18 protein-coding genes, 1 tRNA gene and 1 other RNA gene are annotated in these 20,911 nt (G+C 67.5%); 11 read left to right on the top strand and 9 right to left on the bottom strand.

The window, feature by feature from the left end; genetic code table 11:
• Positions 1 to 37: 37 nt before the first annotated feature.
• The 4 genes from BLS42_RS08915 to BLS42_RS20725 form a co-directional block, all read right to left on the bottom strand.
• Complete coding sequence (locus BLS42_RS08915; RefSeq protein ID WP_090579592.1) at positions 38 to 979, bottom strand: phosphodiesterase; 942 nt, start codon at positions 977 to 979, stop codon at positions 38 to 40.
• 243 nt (positions 980 to 1,222) lie between these two features.
• A complete protein-coding gene (gene fdhA / locus BLS42_RS08910; RefSeq protein WP_090579587.1) occupies positions 1,223 to 2,434 on the bottom strand; it encodes a formaldehyde dehydrogenase, glutathione-independent in 1,212 nt (403 codons plus the stop codon).
• Positions 2,435 to 2,676: 242 nt separating this feature from the next.
• Complete coding sequence (locus BLS42_RS08905) at positions 2,677 to 3,162, bottom strand: glutathione peroxidase (protein ID WP_090579583.1); 486 nt, start codon at positions 3,160 to 3,162, stop codon at positions 2,677 to 2,679.
• Between the two features lie 139 nt (positions 3,163 to 3,301).
• Positions 3,302 to 4,813 (bottom strand): M23 family metallopeptidase, encoded by a 1,512-nt coding sequence (locus tag BLS42_RS20725; RefSeq protein ID WP_305367289.1) that lies wholly within the window; start codon positions 4,811 to 4,813, stop codon positions 3,302 to 3,304.
• Between the two features lie 218 nt (positions 4,814 to 5,031).
• On the opposite strand from BLS42_RS20725, the gene BLS42_RS08895 reads away from it, so the two are divergent.
• Positions 5,032 to 5,943, top strand: coding sequence for an oxygenase MpaB family protein (locus BLS42_RS08895; RefSeq protein ID WP_090579580.1), 912 nt, complete (start codon positions 5,032 to 5,034; stop codon positions 5,941 to 5,943).
• A 213-nt stretch (positions 5,944 to 6,156) separates the two neighbouring features.
• Here the strand turns inward: BLS42_RS08895 and BLS42_RS08890 are convergent.
• Positions 6,157 to 6,241 (bottom strand) — tRNA-Ser (locus BLS42_RS08890).
• A 435-nt stretch (positions 6,242 to 6,676) separates the two neighbouring features.
• On the opposite strand from BLS42_RS08890, the gene ffs reads away from it, so the two are divergent.
• The 5 genes from ffs to BLS42_RS08865 all read left to right on the top strand — a co-directional run bounded on the left by ffs (position 6,677) and on the right by BLS42_RS08865 (position 13,287).
• Positions 6,677 to 6,773, top strand: an RNA gene (gene ffs, locus BLS42_RS08885) — signal recognition particle sRNA small type.
• A 27-nt stretch (positions 6,774 to 6,800) separates the two neighbouring features.
• Entirely contained in the window at positions 6,801 to 9,941 is a 3,141-nt protein-coding gene (locus tag BLS42_RS08880; protein ID WP_090579577.1) for a DNA polymerase III subunit gamma and tau, read from the top strand.
• Between the two features lie 51 nt (positions 9,942 to 9,992).
• Positions 9,993 to 10,592 carry a recombination mediator RecR gene (gene recR, locus BLS42_RS08875; RefSeq protein WP_090579574.1) on the top strand — a complete coding sequence of 200 codons (600 nt, stop codon included), beginning with the start codon at positions 9,993 to 9,995 and terminating at the stop codon, positions 10,590 to 10,592.
• A 7-nt stretch (positions 10,593 to 10,599) separates the two neighbouring features.
• Positions 10,600 to 11,178, top strand: a complete 579-nt coding sequence (locus tag BLS42_RS08870; protein ID WP_176803285.1) for a GNAT family N-acetyltransferase — start codon at positions 10,600 to 10,602, stop codon at positions 11,176 to 11,178.
• Between the two features lie 750 nt (positions 11,179 to 11,928).
• Positions 11,929 to 13,287 (top strand): aspartate kinase, encoded by a 1,359-nt coding sequence (locus tag BLS42_RS08865; RefSeq protein ID WP_090579564.1) that lies wholly within the window; start codon positions 11,929 to 11,931, stop codon positions 13,285 to 13,287.
• A 150-nt stretch (positions 13,288 to 13,437) separates the two neighbouring features.
• Here BLS42_RS08865 and BLS42_RS08860 read toward each other — a convergent pair whose 3' ends face one another.
• Complete coding sequence (locus BLS42_RS08860) at positions 13,438 to 13,632, bottom strand: hypothetical protein (RefSeq protein ID WP_090579713.1); 195 nt, start codon at positions 13,630 to 13,632, stop codon at positions 13,438 to 13,440.
• Positions 13,633 to 13,774: 142 nt separating this feature from the next.
• Positions 13,775 to 13,999 (bottom strand): hypothetical protein, encoded by a 225-nt coding sequence (locus BLS42_RS08855; RefSeq protein ID WP_090579708.1) that lies wholly within the window; start codon positions 13,997 to 13,999, stop codon positions 13,775 to 13,777.
• Positions 14,000 to 14,126: 127 nt separating this feature from the next.
• On the opposite strand from BLS42_RS08855, the gene BLS42_RS08850 reads away from it, so the two are divergent.
• Genes BLS42_RS08850 through BLS42_RS08835 form a run of 4 tightly spaced genes read left to right on the top strand, consistent with a single transcriptional unit; the run spans position 14,127 to position 16,559 of the window.
• Entirely contained in the window at positions 14,127 to 14,597 is a 471-nt protein-coding gene (locus tag BLS42_RS08850) for a MarR family winged helix-turn-helix transcriptional regulator (RefSeq protein ID WP_090579702.1), read from the top strand.
• A gap of 27 nt (positions 14,598 to 14,624) precedes the next feature.
• A complete protein-coding gene (locus tag BLS42_RS08845; RefSeq protein ID WP_090579561.1) occupies positions 14,625 to 15,242 on the top strand; it encodes a serine protease inhibitor in 618 nt (205 codons plus the stop codon).
• Between the two features lie 4 nt (positions 15,243 to 15,246).
• Entirely contained in the window at positions 15,247 to 16,182 is a 936-nt protein-coding gene (locus tag BLS42_RS08840) for a 3-methyladenine DNA glycosylase (protein WP_176803283.1), read from the top strand.
• On the top strand, positions 16,179 to 16,559 hold the full coding sequence (locus BLS42_RS08835; RefSeq protein WP_090579555.1) for a serine protease inhibitor: 381 nt from the start codon (positions 16,179 to 16,181) through the stop codon (positions 16,557 to 16,559). Before BLS42_RS08840 ends, BLS42_RS08835 begins: the two co-directional genes overlap by 4 nt.
• A 130-nt stretch (positions 16,560 to 16,689) precedes the next feature.
• Here the strand turns inward: BLS42_RS08835 and BLS42_RS08830 are convergent, their stop codons facing one another.
• Positions 16,690 to 19,773, bottom strand: a complete 3,084-nt coding sequence (locus BLS42_RS08830) for a S8 family serine peptidase (RefSeq protein ID WP_090579699.1) — start codon at positions 19,771 to 19,773, stop codon at positions 16,690 to 16,692.
• Between the two features lie 424 nt (positions 19,774 to 20,197).
• Positions 20,198 to 20,383: a hypothetical protein gene (locus BLS42_RS08825; RefSeq protein WP_090579551.1), complete on the bottom strand. Its 186-nt coding sequence runs from the start codon at positions 20,381 to 20,383 to the stop codon at positions 20,198 to 20,200.
• Between the two features lie 276 nt (positions 20,384 to 20,659).
• Here BLS42_RS08825 and purS point away from each other — a divergent pair, with 276 nt between their 5' ends.
• A complete protein-coding gene (gene purS / locus BLS42_RS08820; protein ID WP_011690410.1) occupies positions 20,660 to 20,911 on the top strand; it encodes a phosphoribosylformylglycinamidine synthase subunit PurS in 252 nt (83 codons plus the stop codon).

Raw genomic sequence — 20,911 nt, 5'->3', positions numbered from 1 at the left:
GTGACCAAAGCGGGCGCCGCGCCAGTCGGGGAGCGGATCAGTTCAGGGTGGTGAACCTGCGCTGCGCCGGCGTCTGGGCCGGGGCCTCGCGCTTGGCCTGCTCCGGGATGAAAATCCCTGCGGCGGCGATCCGGCGCTGGGCTTCCGCAGGAGAGACAAGCTCACCGACTGCCGGAGTGTCGCCGAGCAGCGCCACGGAGTGCACGATCGTGTGTTCGTAGACGTGGACGAGGTTGAACGCCTGCCCGCCGTCGCGGCCCCGGGTGCCGCCCACAGGAACGTTCAGGTCCTGGGTGTAGCAGGTGGCTGAGGCCACGGACACGGGGATGCCCGCGAATGTTGCCGTGGTCGAGTAGTGCAGGTGGCCGCCCAGGATGGCGCGGACATCGGAGTTGCGCAGGACACCGGCAAGCGCCGACTGGCCCCGGAGCTCCACGAGCACGGCAAGATCCAGCACGGACGGCACCGGCGGGTGGTGCAGGGCAAGGATGGTCCCGTCCGGTGCCGGGGTGGCCAGTTCAGCGGCGAGCCAATCCAGCTGGTCGTTGCTCAATTCGCCGTGGTGGAAGCCGGGAACGGAGGTGTCCAGGGTGATGATGCGCAGCCCGTTGACGAAGTAGCTGTGGTCCACCGGCGCGTCATTGTCGGCCTGGTCCAGGAGCCCGGCCCGGAAATTGGCACGGTCGTCGTGGTTGCCCATCGCCCAAATGACCTTTGCCCCCAAGGCCTTGCACGCCGGGTCCACGATTGCGCGGAGCTTGGCGTAGGCTTCCGGTTCGCCGAGATCAGCCAGGTCTCCCGTGAAGATCACGGCTTCGGGGCGGGCACCCGAGGCGTGGACCTCCTCGAAGAGTTGCCTGAGCAGGGCTTCGCTGTCCACGACGCCGTGCAGGGGTTGCGGACCCCCCAGCAAATGGGGGTCGCTCAGGTGAAGTAAGAAATGACGTGGCCGGGGGTGCTCGGCCTCGATGCGCTCCATTGCTGCCTTCTTGGTTGGGTGGAAGCGGTGCCTCCAGTGTCCCTCTCAGTAAGAACTATCCAACCAGACATTAGGCAAACAATGTAAAAACTGGGACAGGCATATTGGAAAATCGCGCGTTAACAGGTGGCGTACCCTCATATGCTCCTGCAGGCATATACGGGGCGCGGCCGCCCGGCAGCACTCCCGAATCCCCGGTTCAGCGGGGCGGGACGGGCAGTGCCGCCGGGTTCAGGGTTTCCGCTAGCTCAGGTAGCCGTTCGGGTTGAGCACGAACTTCGTCGCCGCGCCGGCGTCGAATTCGGCGTACCCCTTCGGCGCGTCCTCCAGGGCAATGGCCTTCGCGTTGACGTTCTTGGCGATGTGTACCTTGTCGTGCAGGATTGCCATCATCAGCTGCCGGTTGTACTTCATGACCGGACACTGTCCCGTGGTGAAGCTGAGCGACTTCGCCCAGCCCGTTCCGAGGCTGAGCGACAGCGATCCTTTCTGTGCTGCCTCGTCCACGCCGCCCGGATCACCGGTGACGTAGAGCCCGGGAATGCCCAAGGCGCCGCCGGCGGCGGTCACTTCCATGAGGGAGTTCAGGACGGTTGCCGGGGCTTCCTGGGCTCCGACACCGTGGCCCTTGGCCTCGAAGCCCACCGCATCAACGCCGCAATCGACTTCCGGGACGCCGAGGAGCTGCTCGATCTGCTCCGCCGGGCCGCCCTTGCTCAAGTCGACGGTCTCACAGCCAAAGCTGCGCGCTTGGGCCAACCGGTCCGCGTTCAGGTCTCCGACGATCACGACGGCGGCACCCAGCAGTTGGGCGCTGGTCGCCGCGGCCAGGCCCACGGGGCCCGCCCCGGCGATGTAGACGGTGGAGCCGGGGCCGACGCCCGCGGTGACCGCGCCATGGAATCCGGTCGGGAAGATGTCCGAGAGCATGGCCAGGTCCATGATTTTTTCAAGGGCCCGGTCCTTGTCCGGGAACTTCAACAGGTTCCAATCGGCGTACGGAACCAGGACGTAGTTGGCCTGGCCGCCGACCCAGCCGCCCATGTCCACATAGCCGTAGGCGCTGCCTGGCCGGTCGGGGTTGACGTTCAGGCAGATGCCCGTCTTGCGTTCCTTGCAGTTCCGGCAGCGCCCGCAGGCGATGTTGAACGGGACGGAACAGATGTCCCCAACTTTGATAAATTCAACGTCCGGCCCCACTTCCACCACTTCGCCGGTTATCTCGTGCCCAAGCACCAGGTCAGTAGGGGCCGTGGTGCGCCCGCGGACCATGTGCTGGTCCGAGCCGCAGATGTTCGTGGCAACGGTCTTGATGATGGCGCCGTGGCGCACCTGCCGGCCCACGTTGGCGGGGTTGACCCCCGGACCGTCCTTGAGTTCAAAGGTGGGGTAGTCAATGTCTATCAGTTCGACTTTTCCCGGCCCCTTGTAGGCAACGGCTTTGTTCCCTGTCATCTCGTTCCTCCTGCGTTCACGGACCCACACGGGGCCCTGCTGTGATTGACGAAGTTGTTTGATGCGCCCTCCGCAGGGACACCTCGGCCGCACTGCCGAAGGACGGCTGTCAGGGATGACTGCGCCGTGGATGAGCCCGGAATGTTGGAGGGTTCGGCCAGTCTAGGCGGGAAGGATGCTTTGGGATAGAGGCTGCGGATTCGGAAAGCCGCGCGGGCAGGTTTAGGCCGGGCGGGGCCGGTTCAGGCCAGTGCGGACTGAACAGCTTCGATGATCTCCGGTGCGTCCGGCTCCACGGTGGGCGCAAAGCGGGCGATGACGTCGCCGTCGCGGTTCACCAGGAACTTCTCGAAGTTCCACTTCACCAGGCCGGGCAGGATTCCGTTCTTGAACTTGGTGAGCTCGCCGTAGAGCGGGTGCTGGTTCTTTCCCCGGACCTTGGCCTTGGCCGTCAGCGGGAAGGTCACGCCGAAATTGCGCTGGCAGAACTCGACGATCTCGGTGTCGCCGCCGGGCTCCTGTCCGCCGAACTGGTTGCACGGGACGCCGAGGACCTGGAAGCCCTGGCCGCGGAACTTGTTGTGCAGTGCCTCGAGTCCGGCGTACTGCGGCGTAAAACCGCATTCGGACGCCACGTTGACCACCAGGACCACCTCTCCCTTGAAACGGCCAAAATCGGTCTCGGTCCCGTCGATGAGGGTCAGGGGAATGGAGTGCAGAGCAGTCATGGTGCGCGTCCTCGCGATGTCGGTGGTCCGGGGCAGGGGTTCGGAACTGTTCCCCCCATTATCCGGCACCGAGGCGTGCGGGTATGGGTGCGCATCCCGGACACGACGCTGGCCGGTGCCCTGGACCCCGCCGCGGGCGCTAGCGGCTCGGCGTCGGCGTTGCCGTGGGCTTTGTTGTCACAGCTGTGGTGGCCGACTGCGTGGCCGCCGTTGGCTTCGGATTATCGGCCGGCGCGGTGACCGGGGCCGGCGGCACAGTGATCGGGGCCAGCGTCAGGGGTGAGCTTGGCGGCGCTGTGGGCGCCTTCATGTCCGCAGCCTCTGTCGCGGTCGCGGAGGCCGTCGCGGTCACGGAGGCCGTCGGTTTCACCGACGGCGCGACCGGCACCGGAGTTGACGGCGTCGCGGAGGCTGTTCCCGTGGGGGTGGGCGTCGGCGTCGCGGAGGCCGTTCCCGTCGGGGCAGCAGGTGAGGTTGTCGCAGCAGTGCCGGTCGGCGTCGGTGTCGGCGTCACAGAGCCAGTGCCGGCCGGCGTCGGTGTCGGCGTCCGGGTTCCGGTCGGCGTCGGTGTCGGCGTCCGGGTTCCGGCCGGCGTCGGCGTCGGCGTCCGGGTTCCTGTCGGCGTCGGCGTCGGCGTCCGGGTCCCGGTCGGCGTCGGTTTGTCGGCGGCGGCTTCGGTAGCTGCAGCTGAGGCGCTCCCTGACGGCTTAGCAGCCACCGCGGCAGGCTGTTCCTGAACGCCGCCGGCCACCACGTGGGTCAGGTCCTCCCGGACTGGAATCGCCCAGCCAATCCCCGTATTGGATGGCTTGCCGGCGTCGGGTGCGTAGCTGGTCATCTCTATCGGGCCGAGTTGATCCACCTGTTTGATGGGGAGCAACGTCCAGTCCCGCGGATCGGTGTGCGAGCCGTTGAGGATCGTTTCGAAATGAAGGTGGCAGCCGGTGGAGGATCCTGTGGTCCCCACTCGGCCAATGACCTCCCCCACCCGCACGGAGTCGCCCTTCTTGACCGCGATCGCCTCCAGATGGTTGTAGGTGGTGATGAGACCGTTGCCGTGGTCGATTTCCACCCGGTTGCCGCCGCCCCACGGGTGCCACCCCACGGCCCTCACAACACCGGCGTCGGCGGAGTAGACCCGGGTGCCGCAGGGTGCCGCGAAGTCCTGGCCCCAGTGGAATTCGCCCGCCACTCCCGTCAGTGGGCTGGTGCGCAGCCCGAACGGGGACGAAGGCACCAGCGATTCCAGCGGGGCCATGAGGAAACCGGCCGCGGGCCGGCTCAGGGCCGCCGAGGTCACATTGAGCTCGCCACGCACTCCTTCCCGGGTGATCGTGCCCACCGTGCTGCGGCTGAAGGCCAGGAGCGCCCGGGCGTCGGCAGTGACAGTGCCTGGAGTCCCCGGGCCAGCGGTCGCGGCGGAGGGGGGCAGCGGGTCCAAAGTTTCGGGCCCCACGGCGCCGGCGGGCGGCATGGCGGCGGTCGGGATGGCGGCGGGCGGCCCGTAGGACGCGAAGGCGCTCAGCCCCTGAAAGCCACCGAATGCCAGAACGGCAAGGGACAGGCACAGGCCTCCGGATGCGCAGCGCACGGCAATGGTCCGTGCCCTGGCTGACTGCTCACTCGATGAGTTTCCCCAGTGTTTTCCCACGATGTGACTCCCGCAATATATGTCCGCCAGACCCCAATCTTCACGGACTTACCTCCCTATGTGACCACATACGGCCCGGCCTGTGAACCGTCAGCGCGTTCCTATTGCAGTACCAATCGGAGAACCACGGATATCCCCAGTAGCTGGCAGGTGGCGGCCCAGTAGTCCTCCGCGGACTTGCAGGTGCCGGGCGCCGCTGAGCCGGGTAAGAATAAAGGATGCGCAATGTCCTGAGGGAATGGCAGGCCGAACTCAAGCAGACGTTCACCGGGACGCGCGATTCCGTGCCCGAGTGGGTGCCGCGCCTTGCCGAGGGCGACGACGCCGGTTACCACTTGCCCGGCTCGGCAGTCTGGGCCGTGCACGGGGACATGCCAACCATCGTGGCGGGTATCCGGGCACTGCTGATGCAGGCGCTCCACCCCGGCGCGTTGGCCGGCGTCCACGATCACTCACGTTTCCGCGAAGACCCCCTGGGCCGGTTGGCGGGCACGATCCGCTGGATCTTCACCGTTTCCTATGGCTCCACGGATACGGCCAAGGCGGCATCGGACTGGGTGCTTCGCCTTCACCGGACGGTGCGGGGAGAGTTCGTGGACGGCCACGGCATCCGGCGCAGTTACGCAGCCAACGATCCCGAACTGCTCCGCTGGGTTCACATTGCCTTCACCGACGCCTTCCTTTCCGCCCACAAGCTCTGGGGACGGCCGATTCCTGGCGGACCCGATGCCTATGTCCGCGAGTGGGCCCAAGCCGGCCGGCTGATGGGCGTGGACGCCCCTCCCCTAAGCGAAGCGGAAATGCGGCAGCAACTCGACCGCTGGTACGACGACGGCGAGCTCCGCTGCGACGAACGGGTCACCGAGACGGTGGCATTCATTCGCGACCCGCCCCTCCACCCCGCGCTCAGGCCTGGCTACCGGGTGCTGTTCGCGGCCGCAGTCGCCAGTCTTGAACCTAAGTACCGCGAGCTCCTGGGCCTGCGGACCGCTCGGCTGGGCCCGATTCCGCTGCCGGTAACCCTGGCCACCCGGGTCACGCTCGCGGTGGTGCATCTTGCCCTGGGCCGGGTGGGTCCAAGCGAGCAGGCTGCCCGGGCCCGCCTGCGCCGGCTGGGCTACAGGGCCTGAGCCTGGCGCTGGGCGGTTGGGTGCAGGCGTTGGGTGCCGGGCCGGCCGGGGACGGAGGCAGCGCTCGGGGTCAGGGCCGAAGGAGCCTGCCGCGGGTGCCACGGGTGCAGGCGGCTGGGCCACGGCGCGGGCGCACTTTCTGGCCATAGTCTCGCAGCGACGGCACGACATGGGGACGCAAAAAGGCCCCGGTCCGAGGACCGGGGCCAACCGCGGAGAATGGGGGATTTGAACCCCCGAGGGCGTTAACCCAACACGCGTTCCAGGCGTGCGCCATAGGCCGCTAGGCGAATTCTCCAGTAGCTTCTGAATCAAAAGCAGATACTAGAATACCTGAACTTTCCGGCTTCGCCCAATTGAGCCCTCCCCGCCCCGGCCTGGGGCTTTTCCACGGGACATGCCCCGCGGTCCGCTCGAAGCCTGGACATAGGCCCAAACAGCCCAGCCCTGCCCGCGAAAAATGGGCATGCCCCACGTTGCCCACGCCGAACAGGGGACATGCCCCGCAGCCCGCGCGAAGGCTGGACATGGTCCCAATGCGCCCAGTGTGCACAAAGAATGGGCATGCCCCGCGCGGTCAACCCCGAACAGGGGACATGCCCCATGAAGCATGCACACCCCGCCCTGCACCAATGCGCCCAGTCCTGCCCGCGAAAAATGGGCATGTCCCGCCGGGGACGAGGGGCGAAACCGGGCCAATTCGAGGCACACCCAATCGTCAGGTAAACTTGCTGACGGCCCCTCATGTGGCGTCATCCTGTTGAACTCCCCCAGGACCGGAAGGTAGCAAGGGTAAGCGGGCTCTGGCGGGTGCATGGGGGGTCTTTTATGTCTGTGCCGATTGGTAGGGTTTATCTGTGACTGTTACTACCGCCCTCTACCGTCGATACCGCCCCGATTCGTTCGCGGACGTTATCGGGCAAGAGCATGTCACCGAGCCCCTGATGACGGCCCTGCGCAAGAACCGCGTGAACCACGCCTACCTCTTTTCCGGCCCCCGCGGCTGCGGCAAAACCACCTCGGCCCGAATCCTGGCCCGCTGCCTGAACTGCGCCGAGGGCCCCACGGACACCCCCTGCGGCAAATGCCCCAGCTGCGTCGAGCTCGCCCGCGGCGGCTCCGGTTCCCTGGATGTCATCGAGATCGATGCAGCCAGCCACGGCGGTGTGGACGACGCCCGCGACCTTCGCGAACGGGCCACCTACGCCCCGGTCCGGGACCGCTACAAAATCTTCATCATCGACGAAGCCCACATGGTCACGTCGGCCGGATTCAACGCCCTGCTCAAGATCGTCGAAGAACCGCCGGAACACATCAAGTTCATCTTCGCCACCACGGAGCCGGACAAGGTCATCGGCACCATCCGCTCCCGCACGCACCACTACCCCTTCCGGTTGGTGCCGCCGGAGCCCCTCATGGCGTATCTGGAGCTGCTCTGCACCCAGGAGAACGTCCCCGTGGCGCCCGGCGTGCTCTCGCTCGTCATCCGCGCGGGCGGGGGTTCGGTGCGCGACTCCCTCTCCGTGCTGGACCAGCTCATGGCCGGCGCCGGACCCAACGGCCTGGACTACGAACTCGCGGTCGCCCTGCTGGGCTACACGCACGCCTCCCTCCTGGACGACGTCGTCGAGGCCGTCGCCGCGTCGGATTCCGCCACGGTATTCCGCGCTGTGGACCGGGTCATCCAGACCGGGCACGATCCGCGGCGCTTCGTCGAAGACCTGCTGGAGCGGTTCCGCGACCTCATCATCGTCCAGGCAATGCCCGAAAGCGCCCAGTCCATCCTCCGCGGCATGCCGGCGGACCAGATCGCCCGCCTGCAGAACCAAGCGCACAACCTCGGGGCGGCCGAGCTCTCCCGCGCCGCGGACGTCACCAACACCGCGCTCACGGACATGACCGGGGCCACCTCGCCGCGCCTGCATCTGGAACTGCTGTGCGCCCGCATCCTGCTGCCCAGCTCCGAACAGACCGAGCGCGGCATCGCGGCCCGGATCGACCGCGTCGAGCGGCGGTTGAACTACGCCGGGAACGACGTCGGGGCTCCCCTCGCCGGCACCCCCGCACCTGCCGCCCTTTCGTCTGGTCGCAGTGAACCGATGGCTTCTCCGCAGCCGCCTGCTGCACAGGCGCCCGCTGCGCCTTCGCCAGCGGCCCCGGCTGCCGCAACCGCCAACGCCGCATCCATCCCGCCCCAGGCCGAGCAGCCGCCGGCCTCAGCCCCCGCTCCGGCCCGGCGGGACGATCCGGTCCGGGAACCGCTGACCGCACCGCGGGTCACCACCAGCGACTGGCCGGTGGACGAACCCGCGGCGGCCGGCCGGCCCGCGCCAGTTCCCTCCGCCGCGCAGCCGTCTGCACTGTCCCCGGCAGAGACTACTCCGCCAACTGCCCAGTCAGTCGAGCCCGCCCGGGCGGCCGCGCCGGAGGCTGCCCCGGCCGCCCCAGCAGCGTCCGCCCCTTCGCCGTCCGCCCCTGCACCGTCCGCTCCGGCGCCGTCCGCTCCGGCGGGCGCCGACGCCGGTCGGGCGCCTGCCGCGGTTTCGAGCCCTGTTCCCGGTCCTGCCGCCGGACCTGGAGCCGACGTGGAGGTTTTGCGCCGTGCATGGCCCGAAATCCTGCAGACGCTCACCAAGATCAAGCGCAGCACTTGGGCACTGGTGGAACCCAATGCCCAGGTCGGCCATTTCGAAGACCACGTCCTGACCCTCGCGTTCACCACCACGGGGCTGGCGGGGGCCTTCGGCCGGGCCGACCACGCCGAAAACCTCCGGCAGGCGATCCACAAGACGATCGGCATCGATTGCCAGATCGTGGCCGTGGCCGGCGGCAGCAACAGCCCAGCGAGCTCTGAGCCAAACCCAAAAGCGCCGGCTAGCCCGGAGACCCCGGCAACGTCTGCAACGTCGGCCGACGTCGCCTGGGGCCTGAGCCCGGCTCCCCAGCCGCCCGCATCTCCGGCGAACGAAACCGCTGAAGCCATCCCCGCGGGGGCAGCGGCCCAGGCGCACGTTCCCGCCGCCGCCGTGCCGGTGACCCAATCCACCCCGGCCCCCACCGGCGCGCCGGTTCCCAAGGCCGAGGCTCCCACCGCCGCGCCGGCAGCGGAACCCCAGGCGACCGCCCCTGCAGCCCAGACCCAGACCCAGGCCCCGGCCGAGCCGGCCGTCGAATCGGACCGGCCTTCGGACGCTTCCGGATCCTATGCCGACCCCGATGACGACTGGGGACCGCCCCGGGACGAGGACGCCCCGCCGCTGGACGAAGAACCACCCCTGGATTGGAATCCTTCACCCGCCGCCACCCCGCGCCGCCCCGAGCCAGCGGCAGCGGCTTCGGGCCGCAAGTCCCCGGACGCGCCGGCATCCAAGGCCGCCGGTTCCCCGGCCGGGACGCCGGACGCAGTCCAGGACGGGTCGGCCGACGCGTGGGCCCGCGCCGTCGAGCAGTCACCCGGCGTCTGGACGGTCGGCACCGATTCGAACCTCGGCCGGTACACGAGTCCGGATGTCGAGCCCGCGGCACCCGAGCCGGTGCCGGCGCCAGTGCACTACGAGCCGGCGGCGGCACAGATCCCGGAGTACGCGGGTGTCGTGTCCGCGGCGTCCGGACTGGCCTCGGACCACCCCGCCCGTGCCGAAGCGGCTCCGGCGCCGGCCGTCGCGGAGTCTGTTGCGCCGCGTGTGGCCGCCGCTGCCGTTGCTGCCGTCGCGGAGGCTGTTGCGGTGGCCGCCGTTCCCGAGGCCGCCGCCCCGGCAGGCCGGCAAAGCCTGTACCAGCGGCTGTCGAACAGTCCCGAGGCCGAGGCCGGGCGGGCGAAAGCCCCCACCCGCGCTGCTGCCGCAACCACCGTGTACGTACAGGACATCCCCAGCGCCGACGACGAAACGATCGAGGAATCGGGCGTCTTCGGCCGGGCCGCCGTCGAGCGTATTCTGGGCGGGAAACTGGTGGAGGAGCGCTCCCTGGATGGAAGCCCGCTGCCGCCCCGCTTCTAGCAGATCTCCTGCCGGCTGGCCCCGGCCCCACCCCAAACGAACGAGGACATTGTGTACGAAGGCGCAGTTCAAGAGCTGATCGACGAGCTCGGACGCCTTCCCGGCGTGGGGCCCAAGTCAGCCCAGCGGCTGGCCTTCCACATCCTCGAGGCGGACCCCCAGGACATGAAACGGCTCGTCGATGCCATCACCACCGTGAAGGAACGGGTCAAGTTCTGCACGGTGTGCGGGAACGTCACGGAGCAGGAACTGTGCAACATCTGCCGTGACCCGCGCCGGGATCCCTCCGTGATCTGCGTCGTCGAAGAATCCAAGGACGTCCTGGCGGTCGAGCGCACGCGGTCGTTCCGCGGCCGGTACCACGTGCTGGGCGGCGCGATTAATCCAATCGCCGGCATCGGCCCGGAACAGCTCCGGATCCGCGAGCTGCTGACCCGGCTCAACGACGGCGCCATCCAGGAAATCATCATCGCCACCGACCCCAACCTGGAGGGCGAGGCCACCGCGACTTATCTTGCCAGGATGCTCAAATCGATCGGCATCGCCGTCACCCGACTCGCTTCCGGCCTGCCGGTGGGCGGGGATCTGGAATACGCCGACGAAGTCACGCTCGGCCGGGCCTTCGAGGGCCGCCGCAACGCGCTGAGCTGACGGACTGGTGGCAGCCACCGGCAGCGAAACCCCGGCCCCGCTCCTCACCGAGCGCCTGCTACTGCGTCCGTTGACAGCCGACGACGCCGGCGCCCTGCTCCGATTCCGCGCCCATCCGGCAGCCACGCGGTACCTGTCCCACGGTCCGCTCACCCCGGAGCAGAACCGCGCCCGGCTCGAGCAGGCGCTGTCCGCGGCGGCAGCCTCCACTGCCGAGTGGTTTCACTTCGGCTGGGCTATCGAACTCCGGGCCACCGGTGAAGTCGTTGGGGACGGCCGTACCTGGAACACGGCGGAGCCCCCGGCGCCCGGCCGTATTCCCTCAGAGTCAGCCAGCCTGGGCTACGTTCTGCACCCGGATCACCATGGGCTCGGCCTCGGACGGGAGGCCGCTGGCGCCCTGGTCGACTGGCTTTTCAGCGCCCGCGACAGCGAGACCATTTATGCGGGGGTCTACGAGCCCAATCTCCCCTCGCGCAGGCTGCTGGAGGGCTTGGGCTTCCGGAAGGACCGCTTCTTCCCGGTTGCCGAGGACACAGCGGGAAAGCAGCTGCCATCCTGGCGCTACCGGCTGGACCGCGGCTAGCACCTGCCCCCTGCCGCCCGCCGGCTGCCCACCAACGGACATGTCCAGCGCCCGGTCCCAAGCCCGGAGGACATGCCCAGGCCCCACGTCCAAAAATGGACATAATGCCCTTATGCCCACCCCTGCCCGCCAAGAATGAGCATGTCCCGCGGAACCCGGCGAGCATGCCCGGTCCTGGCGAGCAGCGTGGAGCATGTCCCGCGGAACCGGTGAGCACGTCCACTCCCCACCCGCGGTCCCCCAGCCGGACCAGCGGACATGTCCAGCGCCCAGTCCCAAGCCCAGACGACATGTCCAGGCCCCACGTCCAAAAATGGACACAATGCCCTTATGCCCACGCCCGGGCGCCAAGAAAGAGCATGTCCCGCGGAACCGGGCGAGCATGCCCGGTCCCCACCCGCGCTCCCCCCACCGGACCAGCGGACATGTCCAGCGCCCAGTCCCAAGCCCGGAGGACATGCCCCGCGCCCACGCCCGGGAATGGACACAATGCCCTAATGCCCACCCCTGCCCGCCAAGAATGAGCATGTCCCGCGGAACGGGTGAGCATGTCCCACGGGAACGGGTGAGCATGTCCATTCCTGGCCGCCAGCAAGGGGCATGTCCGGTGGAGACAGGCCCCGCGTGTCTGCCATTCGGTCACAATTCAACGGCGCGGGCGGCACGGCGATAAACTGGGGTGAGAAGTTACGCCGTCGCGCCGTTTGGTTGCCTGGCCCAGAACCCCGATGATCCAGTGAGGGTGCGCGAATGAGTTTGCCCACTACCGAAGTCCAGCCCGGATCGCAGCCGCAAACGCTGCCCGTCTCGGCCGCCGCCACCAAGCACCTTGTCGTGAAGAAGTTTGGCGGTTCCTCGGTGGCGGACGCGGAGGGCATCAAGCGCGTCGCCCGGAGGGTCGTGGACGCCCAGAACGCCGGCGACGAGGTGGTGGTGGTGGTCTCCGCCATGGGTGACACCACTGATGAACTCCTTGACCTCGCCGGCCAGGTGACCGATTCCGCCCCGGCCCGCGAAATGGACATGCTCCTTTCCGCCGGGGAACGCATCTCCATGGCGCTGCTGGCCATGGCCATCAACAAGTTCGGCGCCTCGGCCCAGTCCTTCACCGGATCCCAGGCCGGCATGATCACCGACGGCATCCACGGCAAGGCCCGGATCATCGACGTCGATCCCCACCGCATCCGCACCGCCCTGGACAAGGGGCACATCGCGATCGTGGCCGGATTCCAGGGCATGAGCCACACCACGAACGAGATCACGACGCTCGGCCGCGGCGGTTCGGACACGACGGCGGTGGCCCTCGCCGCGGCGCTCGACGCCGATGTGTGCGAGATCTTCACCGACGTCGACGGCGTCTACACGGCCGACCCGCGCGTCGTCCCGTCCGCCAAGAAGATCGACCGCATCTCCAGCGAGGAAATGCTGGAACTGGCCGCATCCGGCGCTAAGATTCTGCACCTGCGTTGCGTCGAATATGCCCGCCGCTTCGGTGTACCGTTGCACGTCCGATCCTCATTCAGCCAGAACGAAGGCACCTGGGTCCTGCCAGGTGCCGACGACAAGATCACGACTCAAGAGGGAGTTGCCTTGGAGCAGCCAATCATCTCCGGCGTTGCACACGATCGTTCCGAAGCCAAAGTCACGGTGGTCGGCGTACCGGACATCCCCGGCAAGGCTGCGGCGATCTTCCAGGTCATCGCGGACGCCCACTCGAACATCGACATGATCGTTCAGAACGTTTCCACGCATGGCACGGGCCGGACCGACATCTCCTTCACCCTCCCGATCGTCGAGGGCGCGGAAGCCCTGGCCGCCCTGCACGCCGCGCAGGAACGGATCGGCTTCGAGAGCATCGAATACAACGAGAAGATCGGCAAACTGTCGCTGATCGGCGCCGGCATGCGCTCCCACCCGGGGGTGTCCGCGCGCTTCTTCGCGGCCCTCTCCGAGGCAGGAATCAACATCAACATGATCTCCACTTCGGAGATCCGCATCTCCGTGGTCACCCACGCAGACCTGCTCGACGACGCTGTCCGCGCCATCCACAGGGCGTTTGACCTCGACAGCGAGGACGAGGCCACGGTCTACGGCGGCACCGGCCGCTAGCCGGCCGTTATTCCGGAGCCGGACGGCCGCCGATCGGCACAGAGAACCCGACTGCGCGCCTGGGCGGGAGCCCGGACCGCATAGGAATGGGGAAGGGAGCGGCGCCTGCCGCTCCCTTCCCCATCTCTGCTGGCCTGCGGCCAGGCCAGGTCAGACCTCTTCTTTCCAGAGGTCCGTTTTACGGACAGCGTAGTGATGTCCCTGTGTGTCCGTCTCGACCTCGAAGCCTGACAGGTCGTCTTCCGAGGCGTGCTCGAAGTCGTCATGCCGGTGCACTACAGGCGCCGCCGTATCGCCCCGATTTGCGGGCCCGAACAGGAGCCTCAGCTTGTCGGTCTTTTCCATGAAAGCTCTGACAGCACGTGTCACTAGTCCCACCCCCTTTCCTCGTCCCGGGTGGTTCAGGATGCTGCACTGCGGTGTGTCAGTGCCCTCATTTTACGCCCGGCAGCGGGAAATGGCCCGGGTGGGGTGCCGCTAAAAGGACCTAGCGCAGGGATTGGTCATCAGGGTTTCGGGGCACCACATAGGTGCTGCCATCGGGCCGGTGCAAGGTTTCCCACTGATCAGTTTCGGCCTGCCGCATCGCCAGCAGCCGCCTGTTCTGATCGGTCATCTCGTGGCCGAGTGCACTGCGGTTGGCTGGCCCGAACACGGCCCGGAGCTTCCCGGTGGCCCGCATGAACCTCTCGGCGGCATTTTCCTTGGCCATGGCCATCCTTTCCTGGGAACAAGACAATGCTCCCAGTGTACGCTAATCATTAGTGCACTAATCATTCGAAGGAGTCGGTGTGACCGAAGGAACCCCAGCAATCCAGGGCGGGCACGTCACGCAGGGAGTGCAGGACGCCCGGGCAGCGCAGGACGACCTCCTGCTGGAACAACAGCTCTGCTTCGCCCTGACGGTGGCCTCCCGAAGCGTCGTGGGCGCCTACAAACCCGTCCTGGACAAGCTCGGCCTGACGCACCCGCAGTACCTCGTCATGTTGTGCCTTTGGGAAGCGAGCCCGCGGTCGGTCCGCGACATCAGCGAGGCCCTGGCCCAGGAGCCGGCAACCATCTCACCGCTGCTGCGCCGTCTCGAGACTGCCGGCTTCATCACCCGCCAGCGGATGGAAGGCAACGAGCGCACCCTTGATGTCCGGCTGACGCCGCGCGGAGCCGCCCTTCGAGAGCAAGCCACCGAAGTCCCGGGCATCATGATGGCCCGGCTGAGGCTGACGCGTGAACAGGTCGGCCAGCTGCACGCGTCCATGATGGACCTGATCGCCGCCACACGGCCGGGCCCGGACGACGCGCCCCGGCGGTAGACTGTGCACAACAGAGGAGGACTGCTGATGCGCACGCAATCGGGCCGCCCGGCACTTGTCCTGGCGGCCGTCCTGATGGCCGTGGCCGGATTGGCCGCCTGCACGCCGAACGGCGGGCCCACACCTTCTCCCTCCACCAGCACGACGCCGGGAACCCCCTCCAGCCCGGCGCCCACAGCGCCGTCCGGCTCCCCTTCGCCGGACACAGAGACGACGTCCCCCGCACCGCCACCCTCCGCCGTCCCGCTGCCGTCCGGCCCGGGACAGGGCAACGCCGAACTCGCCATCATGATCAAACCGTCCGAAACCGGCACCGCGGCCAACTTCACGCTCGTCTGCCACAACGGGGTGCCTGCGGCCGAAAGCCAGCACCCCAACGCCGCCGCAGCGTGCATCGCCATCAAGAAGAACCCGGCCATCCTCAGCCCGGCTCCGGCCGGCAAGGACCGGGTCTGCACCCAGCAGGCGACCGTACAGCAGGCGACGGGGCAGCCCGCCATTTACGGTGGCCCGGAGGTGGCGACCGTCACCGGCGTCGTGGACGGACACCAGGTCCAGGCGACCTACAGCCAAACGGACGGCTGTGAAATCGCCGCTTGGAACGCCGCCAAGGACGTCCTGGGCTCATCCGGCGGGGCGAGCTAAGCCCTTGCACCTCCAGCAGGAAGAGTGGCTCCCACGCCAGGCCGCCCACGTCCAACGCGTCCGCCGCTATGCGGATCCCTACCTCGAGCGGCGTTCCGCCGGCCGGAAGCACCCGGTGGAGGACTTCCTCTTCACCTACTACACCCAGAAACCCGGACAGCTGCTGCGCTGGCACCCGGGCGCCGGCGTCGTGCTCTACGGCCCCGAGGCTGCGGCGCGGACGGGCTGGAAGTATTACCGCGCGGCCGACGACGCCGAACTCGCGGCCGCCGGCCTGCCGGCAGAGTCGCCGGCGGTGACTGTCGACGTCGATGCCTTCCTAAGGGACCGACGGGAGGCACTGCGGTTCGCCGGGATCATCCTCGCCGGGACCGCCGCGCGGCCGGCCCAGTTCGGCTGCTTCGGGCTGCACGAGTGGGCCATGGTCTACCGGCAGGACAAATTCGAGCTCCGGCACGAGTACCTGCAGTTGCGGCTGGGGCCCGAGCGCACGGACGAGGTGGTCGAGGAGAACCGGATCCGCTGTTCGCACTTCGACGCTTTCCGCTTCTATACGCCCGATGCCGTGCCACTGAACGGCCTGGCGCCGAGCCGGGAGAACCAGCGGTCCATGGAACAGCCCGGCTGCCTGCACGCCAATATGGATCTCTACAAGTGGGCCTACAAGCTGGCGCCCGTGCTGCCGAGCGAACTGGTCATGGACTGCTTTGAGCTTTCGTGGCGGATCCGCGCCATGGACATGCAGGCCTCGCCCTACGACCTCGCCGAATGGGGCTACCCGGCCATCCGGATCGAGACACCGGACGGCAAGGCCGAGTACGTTGAATACCAGCGGGCCTTCGCCGCCGAGGCGCAGGAATTGCGCCAGCGGCTGCTGCACGAACTCACCCCACTGCTCCGGGCCACTGCATCCCAAGAAAGCACGGAAGGACGGCAATGACCGACCCCCATGACCGGCCCAGCCGGCACGACATCGACCTCACGATCCGCCTGACGGAGGCACCGGAAGCGCCGGAGTACACCTTCCATCTGGCGGCCGACGGCGGCAGCGTCGCCCCGGCGTCCACGCTGCCGGACGCGGCCGCGGCCCTGGCGGCCGTGCAGCGGTTCGGGGAGAACATCTTCTTTCCCAAGCCGGGACCGCCAAAAATGTGCACGCAGCAGTACGGCGGACCCCAAGTGGCCGTGGTCACGGGCTGGTTCCTGGGCCGCGAAGTACACAGCGTGTTCAGCCGCACCGACGGCTGCGAGATCGCCCGATGGCGCGCCATGGCGCCGCTGCTGGGCGGAGTCGCGGGCTCAACCGGCGCAATCTAGGCGCCGGGCCCGCCGAACTGCCGGGCTACCGGCCGGGCCGGACCGGCCGGCCGGCGGGACTGACCTTAAATAGCGATGGCCGGCGGTAGGAACCGCCGGCCATCGCCGTCACTTCGGGTTGAGTTTCCGCCTAGATGGTGTTGTTGGGGCGCTCAAGCTCCTGGTTCTGGAACTTGGACTGCGCGGCCGAGCCTTCCGAGGTCGGCGCCACCGAGGCACCGCCTGCAGCGTTCACGACGACGCTGACGAACGTCGGCTCGCTGGCACCGGCAAAGGTGATCCGTCCGATGTAGGAGCCGGGCTTAAGACCGGTCCAGTTCAGCGTGATCTTGCCTGTTTCACCGTTCGGCAGCACCAGAGGGTTCGGCGTGATGGTCGCATTGTTCTCGTTGGCACCGAGAACCGCGGCATCGACGCTTGCCTTCGTGGCCTTGCCGCCCGGGCTGGAGTACAGGTTCGCGTAGATCGTGTACGAGCCGGCAGCCGGATTCGCAATCGAGAGCGTCTCGCTGGACGACGACGTCGCCACCTGCTCGACGCCCTTTGGCGTGACGACCCACATGTCGAAGTCCGAGGCCGGGTCAGAGGAGATGACCGAGAACTTGGCCAGCGGAGCACCGGCCGGGACCTTCACAGTCTTGACGAAGGTCGAGGCATCGGCGCGGCCCGCGAACGGCCCGGGGACCAGCTCCACTGCAGAAGAATCCGCCTTGGACAGGCCGTCCAGCGTCATGTTGACGGGCGAGTTGGTGCCGGACACAACGCTGATGTCGCCCGAGCCGGTGCCGGAATCGGTGCTCAGGAAGACATCCTTCGCGGCGACGACAGACTGCGGCCGGACTGCGATCGGCGAGGTGACGGTCTTGCCTGCACCCGCCCAGCTCAGTGAACCCATGGCGAACTTGCCCAGGGCAGCGCTCTTGTTCTCAAAGCTGACCTTGAAGGTCTTCTTCTCGCCAGCGGCCTTGAAGTTCAGGGCTGCCGGAGCAACATTGACCTGAATTCCGGGCACATCGGCTTCGACCTTGTAGACGCCCGGAGTCAGGGCGGTCAGGGTCCGGGTCACGGTGATCTTGCCGGTGAGGTTGCCCAGCGAGAAGGACGGGACGTTCATGTCCCGCGGCAGGGTGCTGGACGGCAGGCCGAGGTTGATCCCCGTACCCTGGATGAATTTCCAGTAGTCCTCTTCGTTAGCGTCGTAGACAAGACCCGGAGCGACCATGCGTGCCGGATCCACCTGGCCGGCGCCGGTGGCGTGGACGTCGGTGTTCTTGGAGCCGTCGGCGTTCACGACATTGCCTGCCGTGGTCATCATGGCGGACTTGACCGCTGCCGGGGACCAGTTCGGGTTCTTGCCCAGGAGCAGCGCGCCGAAACCGGCGACGTGCGGTGCCGCCATGGAGGTGCCGGACAGGAAGCCGAATTTTGCACCGTCGGCGCCAATCGGCGACACACCGGCCAGGACTGCAACACCCGGCGCAGTGACGTCAGGCTTCAGCAGATCCGAATCGGTGGCCAGCAGCGGGCCTCGGGAGGAGAAACCGGCAATCTGCGGCTGCGCCTCCGGCGGCAGTCCGGTGGTGTCCTTGTTGACCAGGGAGACCTTGATGGCCGGGTTGGCGGTCACCTTGGCCTTGATGGCCTCGGTGGCCGGCGGGTTCACGTGGACGGTCGGGACAGCGTGCTGATCAGTGTCCAGCGAGGAATTGCTCAGGTTCACCAGGATCATGCCGACGCCGCCGCCACGGGCAACCTCGGCGCTCTTGGCGACGCGGTCGACAACGCCACGGTCACAGACGACGACCTTGCCGGCGACCTTCGCCGGGTCCAGGGTGCCGGGACCACACAGTGCGGGGGACGACGGCGGGGCCGCTACGGCCGCGTTGGCAGCCAGCACGACGCCGGCGTCCTTGACTGCTTTGTTCATGATGCTGGCGCCGCGGAACTTGGTGCCGTCAGCGAATTCAACGGTGCCCTGCAGCTCCTGGGAGAAGCTGCTGGCCGCCACAGTGGTGACCCAGGGGCCGCCGTGGTTGACAGTGCTGGCCGTCGGGCCGGAGTTTCCGGCCGATGCTGCGACGAAGATGCCTGCAGAGGCAGCGTTCAGGAAGGCAATCGAGACCGGGTCGATAACTGACGTCGCAGAACCGGAGATCGAGTAGTTCAGCACGTCGACGCCGTCTTTGATGGCCTGTTCGACGGCGGCAACGGACGAGGAGCTGTAGCAGCCGCCCGTGTCGGGGTCGGTGTCTTCCCAGCAGACCTTGTAAACGGAGAGCTTGGCGGCCGGCGCGATGCCGCTGGTCAGGCCGAAGCTGCGCCCGTCGACGAAGGTCTCGACGTTGGCGTTGCCCGCCGACGTGCTTGCCGTGTGGGTGCCGTGGCTGGCGACATCGACCGGGGACAGCAGTTCTTCCGGAGCACGCTCGGCCGGGGGCACGAACTGCAGGAAGTCCTCGGCGAAGTAGTGCGCGCTCAGGACCTTGGAGTTGCAGGCAGAACCGTCGAAGTCCTGGCCCTTCTGGCAGTCACCGATAAAAGTGTCGCCGTCGGACTTCAGCATTGCGATCTTGCCGTCCGCCATCCTGTACGGCACACCGACCACAGGCTGGCCGACGAGGGGCTTGACCTCTTCCCCGGCGAAAAACGCACTGGACGGGGTGTAGCCGGTGTCGATGACGCCGACGACGACGCCCTTGCCGGCGCCGTTCTGGCCGCCGAACTTCGTGTTCCAGGTTCCGTTGGCCCCGCTGAGCTTCAGGAAATCGGTGCTGGAGTAGTCCGGAGCGTTTTCCGTGTCAGGGGCAACCGTCAGCACGCTGGGGTCCTTGGCCAGTTTGATGGCCTGATCCGCGGTGAGGTGTGCGCTGAATCCGTTGAGGGCAGCGGTGAACTGCCGATTGATCTTGACGCCCTGCTTGCCGGCCACCTGGGCCTGCTTCTGCTCCAGGTGCGCCTGGTACTTCTTCACTTCAGCCTTGTTGGCATCCAACTTCTTGCCGGGCGCAGGCTTGGTGGCCGGCATGCCGGCAGTCCCGCCGTCATACGTGGCTGCCGCTTTCTCGGTCAGGACAACGATGTAGCGGCCGTCCTTGTAGTTGTTCGGATCAACGTTCTTCTGTGCGACGCCGGCTACGGCCGGCGCTTGCCCCGGGGCCGCGTTGGCGGGGGCGATCGCGATGCTGGACAGAAGAACCGGCAAGCCCAGGGTCAGTGCCGCGGCCCTCCGGAGTCCCCCGCTTCGAAGGAAGCTCTTTCCTGGTGATGTCACGAGTGTTCGAACCTTTCGTAAAGGAACGGCCCGGCTTCATTGCCGGGCCCAACGGACTGGCGGGACCTTACCGGGCGATCGCCCGGCCTGCCCCGACGGATACCAGCCGATTCATACAGTACAGACTGAGAGCGAGATATGACATAGACCACAAGGAGGTATCTAAAATTTGTCACGCAACACGACTTGATGCGATGGCGAGGCTGCTGAACTGCGTCAATGGGAACCTCCGGCCCGCACGGGCGCGCACCCCTGCGGCGCCTCAGCGCGGTGGACGCGGCCGTGATGGTCCGCGGGGGAAGTGGGCGTGACGGTCCGCGGGCACACCACTGGCCTACCGGCGTCCTACCGGCGGCCTAGCGGTGGCCTACCTTCGGGGAGTCCTGACGACGTCGCTGATCCAGGCACGGGTCTTCTCATCCAGGGGACCGGCCACCTTGGACGCCCTCGCCGCGCGGTCGGCCTTGACCTTCTGCAGGACCATCCGGCCCAGCCCGGCGAACACTGCAGCGGCCACGACAGTCAACACCACGGATTTCGGTTTCTCAGCCATGCGCACATCCTACTGACCCGCGGCAGCCCGGACCATAGCGCGCAGCCGCCCCGGCCACGCCATTTCTCCAGTTCAAGGACCTGCCCTTGAGGCCGCGTTCACACTCCCAGCACGAATACGGCCGGACGCACCGAGGCCGGTAGAATGGGCATGCAAGCTCGCGGAGCGCCCTTTCACGCTGTATTCACTAAGCAGTCCTCAACACACAGCGGATCGGCGTGAGACGGCACCACTCCGCTGCGCCCTTACCCAACGCTCACGCACAGGAGTTGCCGGATGCCCCGGATCGTTGTCGACGTCATGCCCAAGCCCGAGATTCTGGACCCGCAGGGGAAGGCCATCGTCGGTGCTCTGCCCCGGCTGGGCTTTACCGCTTTCAGCTCTGTCCGCCAGGGCAAGCGCTTTGAACTCACGGTCGACGGCGAGGTGACCGAGGAGATCCTGGCCCAGGCCCGCAACGCCGCCGAGACACTGCTGTCCAACCCGGTCATCGAGGACGTCGTCAACGTCGAGGTCGTTGAGGCCTGA

The organism is Arthrobacter sp. ov407 (assembly GCF_900102895.1).
In the GTDB taxonomy this organism is placed as follows: Bacteria; Actinomycetota; Actinomycetes; order Actinomycetales; family Micrococcaceae; genus Arthrobacter.
This window is presented reverse-complemented; position numbering and strand designations above follow the sequence as displayed.

What these genes read in the sequence shown, in the direction of transcription:
- BLS42_RS08915 (WP_090579592.1), bottom strand. Translation starts at nt 979, where the DNA reads ATGGAGCGCATCGAGGCCGAGCACCCCCGGCCACGTCATTTCTTACTT.
- fdhA (WP_090579587.1), bottom strand. Translation starts at nt 2,434, where the DNA reads ATGACAGGGAACAAAGCCGTTGCCTACAAGGGGCCGGGAAAAGTCGAA.
- BLS42_RS08905 (WP_090579583.1), bottom strand. Translation starts at nt 3,162, where the DNA reads ATGACTGCTCTGCACTCCATTCCCCTGACCCTCATCGACGGGACCGAG.
- BLS42_RS08895 (WP_090579580.1), top strand. Translation starts at nt 5,032, where the DNA reads ATGCGCAATGTCCTGAGGGAATGGCAGGCCGAACTCAAGCAGACGTTC.
- BLS42_RS08865 (WP_090579564.1), top strand. Translation starts at nt 11,929, where the DNA reads ATGAGTTTGCCCACTACCGAAGTCCAGCCCGGATCGCAGCCGCAAACG.
- BLS42_RS08860 (WP_090579713.1), bottom strand. Translation starts at nt 13,632, where the DNA reads ATGGAAAAGACCGACAAGCTGAGGCTCCTGTTCGGGCCCGCAAATCGG.
- BLS42_RS08855 (WP_090579708.1), bottom strand. Translation starts at nt 13,999, where the DNA reads ATGGCCAAGGAAAATGCCGCCGAGAGGTTCATGCGGGCCACCGGGAAG.
- BLS42_RS08845 (WP_090579561.1), top strand. Translation starts at nt 14,625, where the DNA reads ATGCGCACGCAATCGGGCCGCCCGGCACTTGTCCTGGCGGCCGTCCTG.
- BLS42_RS08835 (WP_090579555.1), top strand. Translation starts at nt 16,179, where the DNA reads ATGACCGACCCCCATGACCGGCCCAGCCGGCACGACATCGACCTCACG.
- BLS42_RS08825 (WP_090579551.1), bottom strand. Translation starts at nt 20,383, where the DNA reads ATGGCTGAGAAACCGAAATCCGTGGTGTTGACTGTCGTGGCCGCTGCA.
- purS (WP_011690410.1), top strand. Translation starts at nt 20,660, where the DNA reads ATGCCCCGGATCGTTGTCGACGTCATGCCCAAGCCCGAGATTCTGGAC.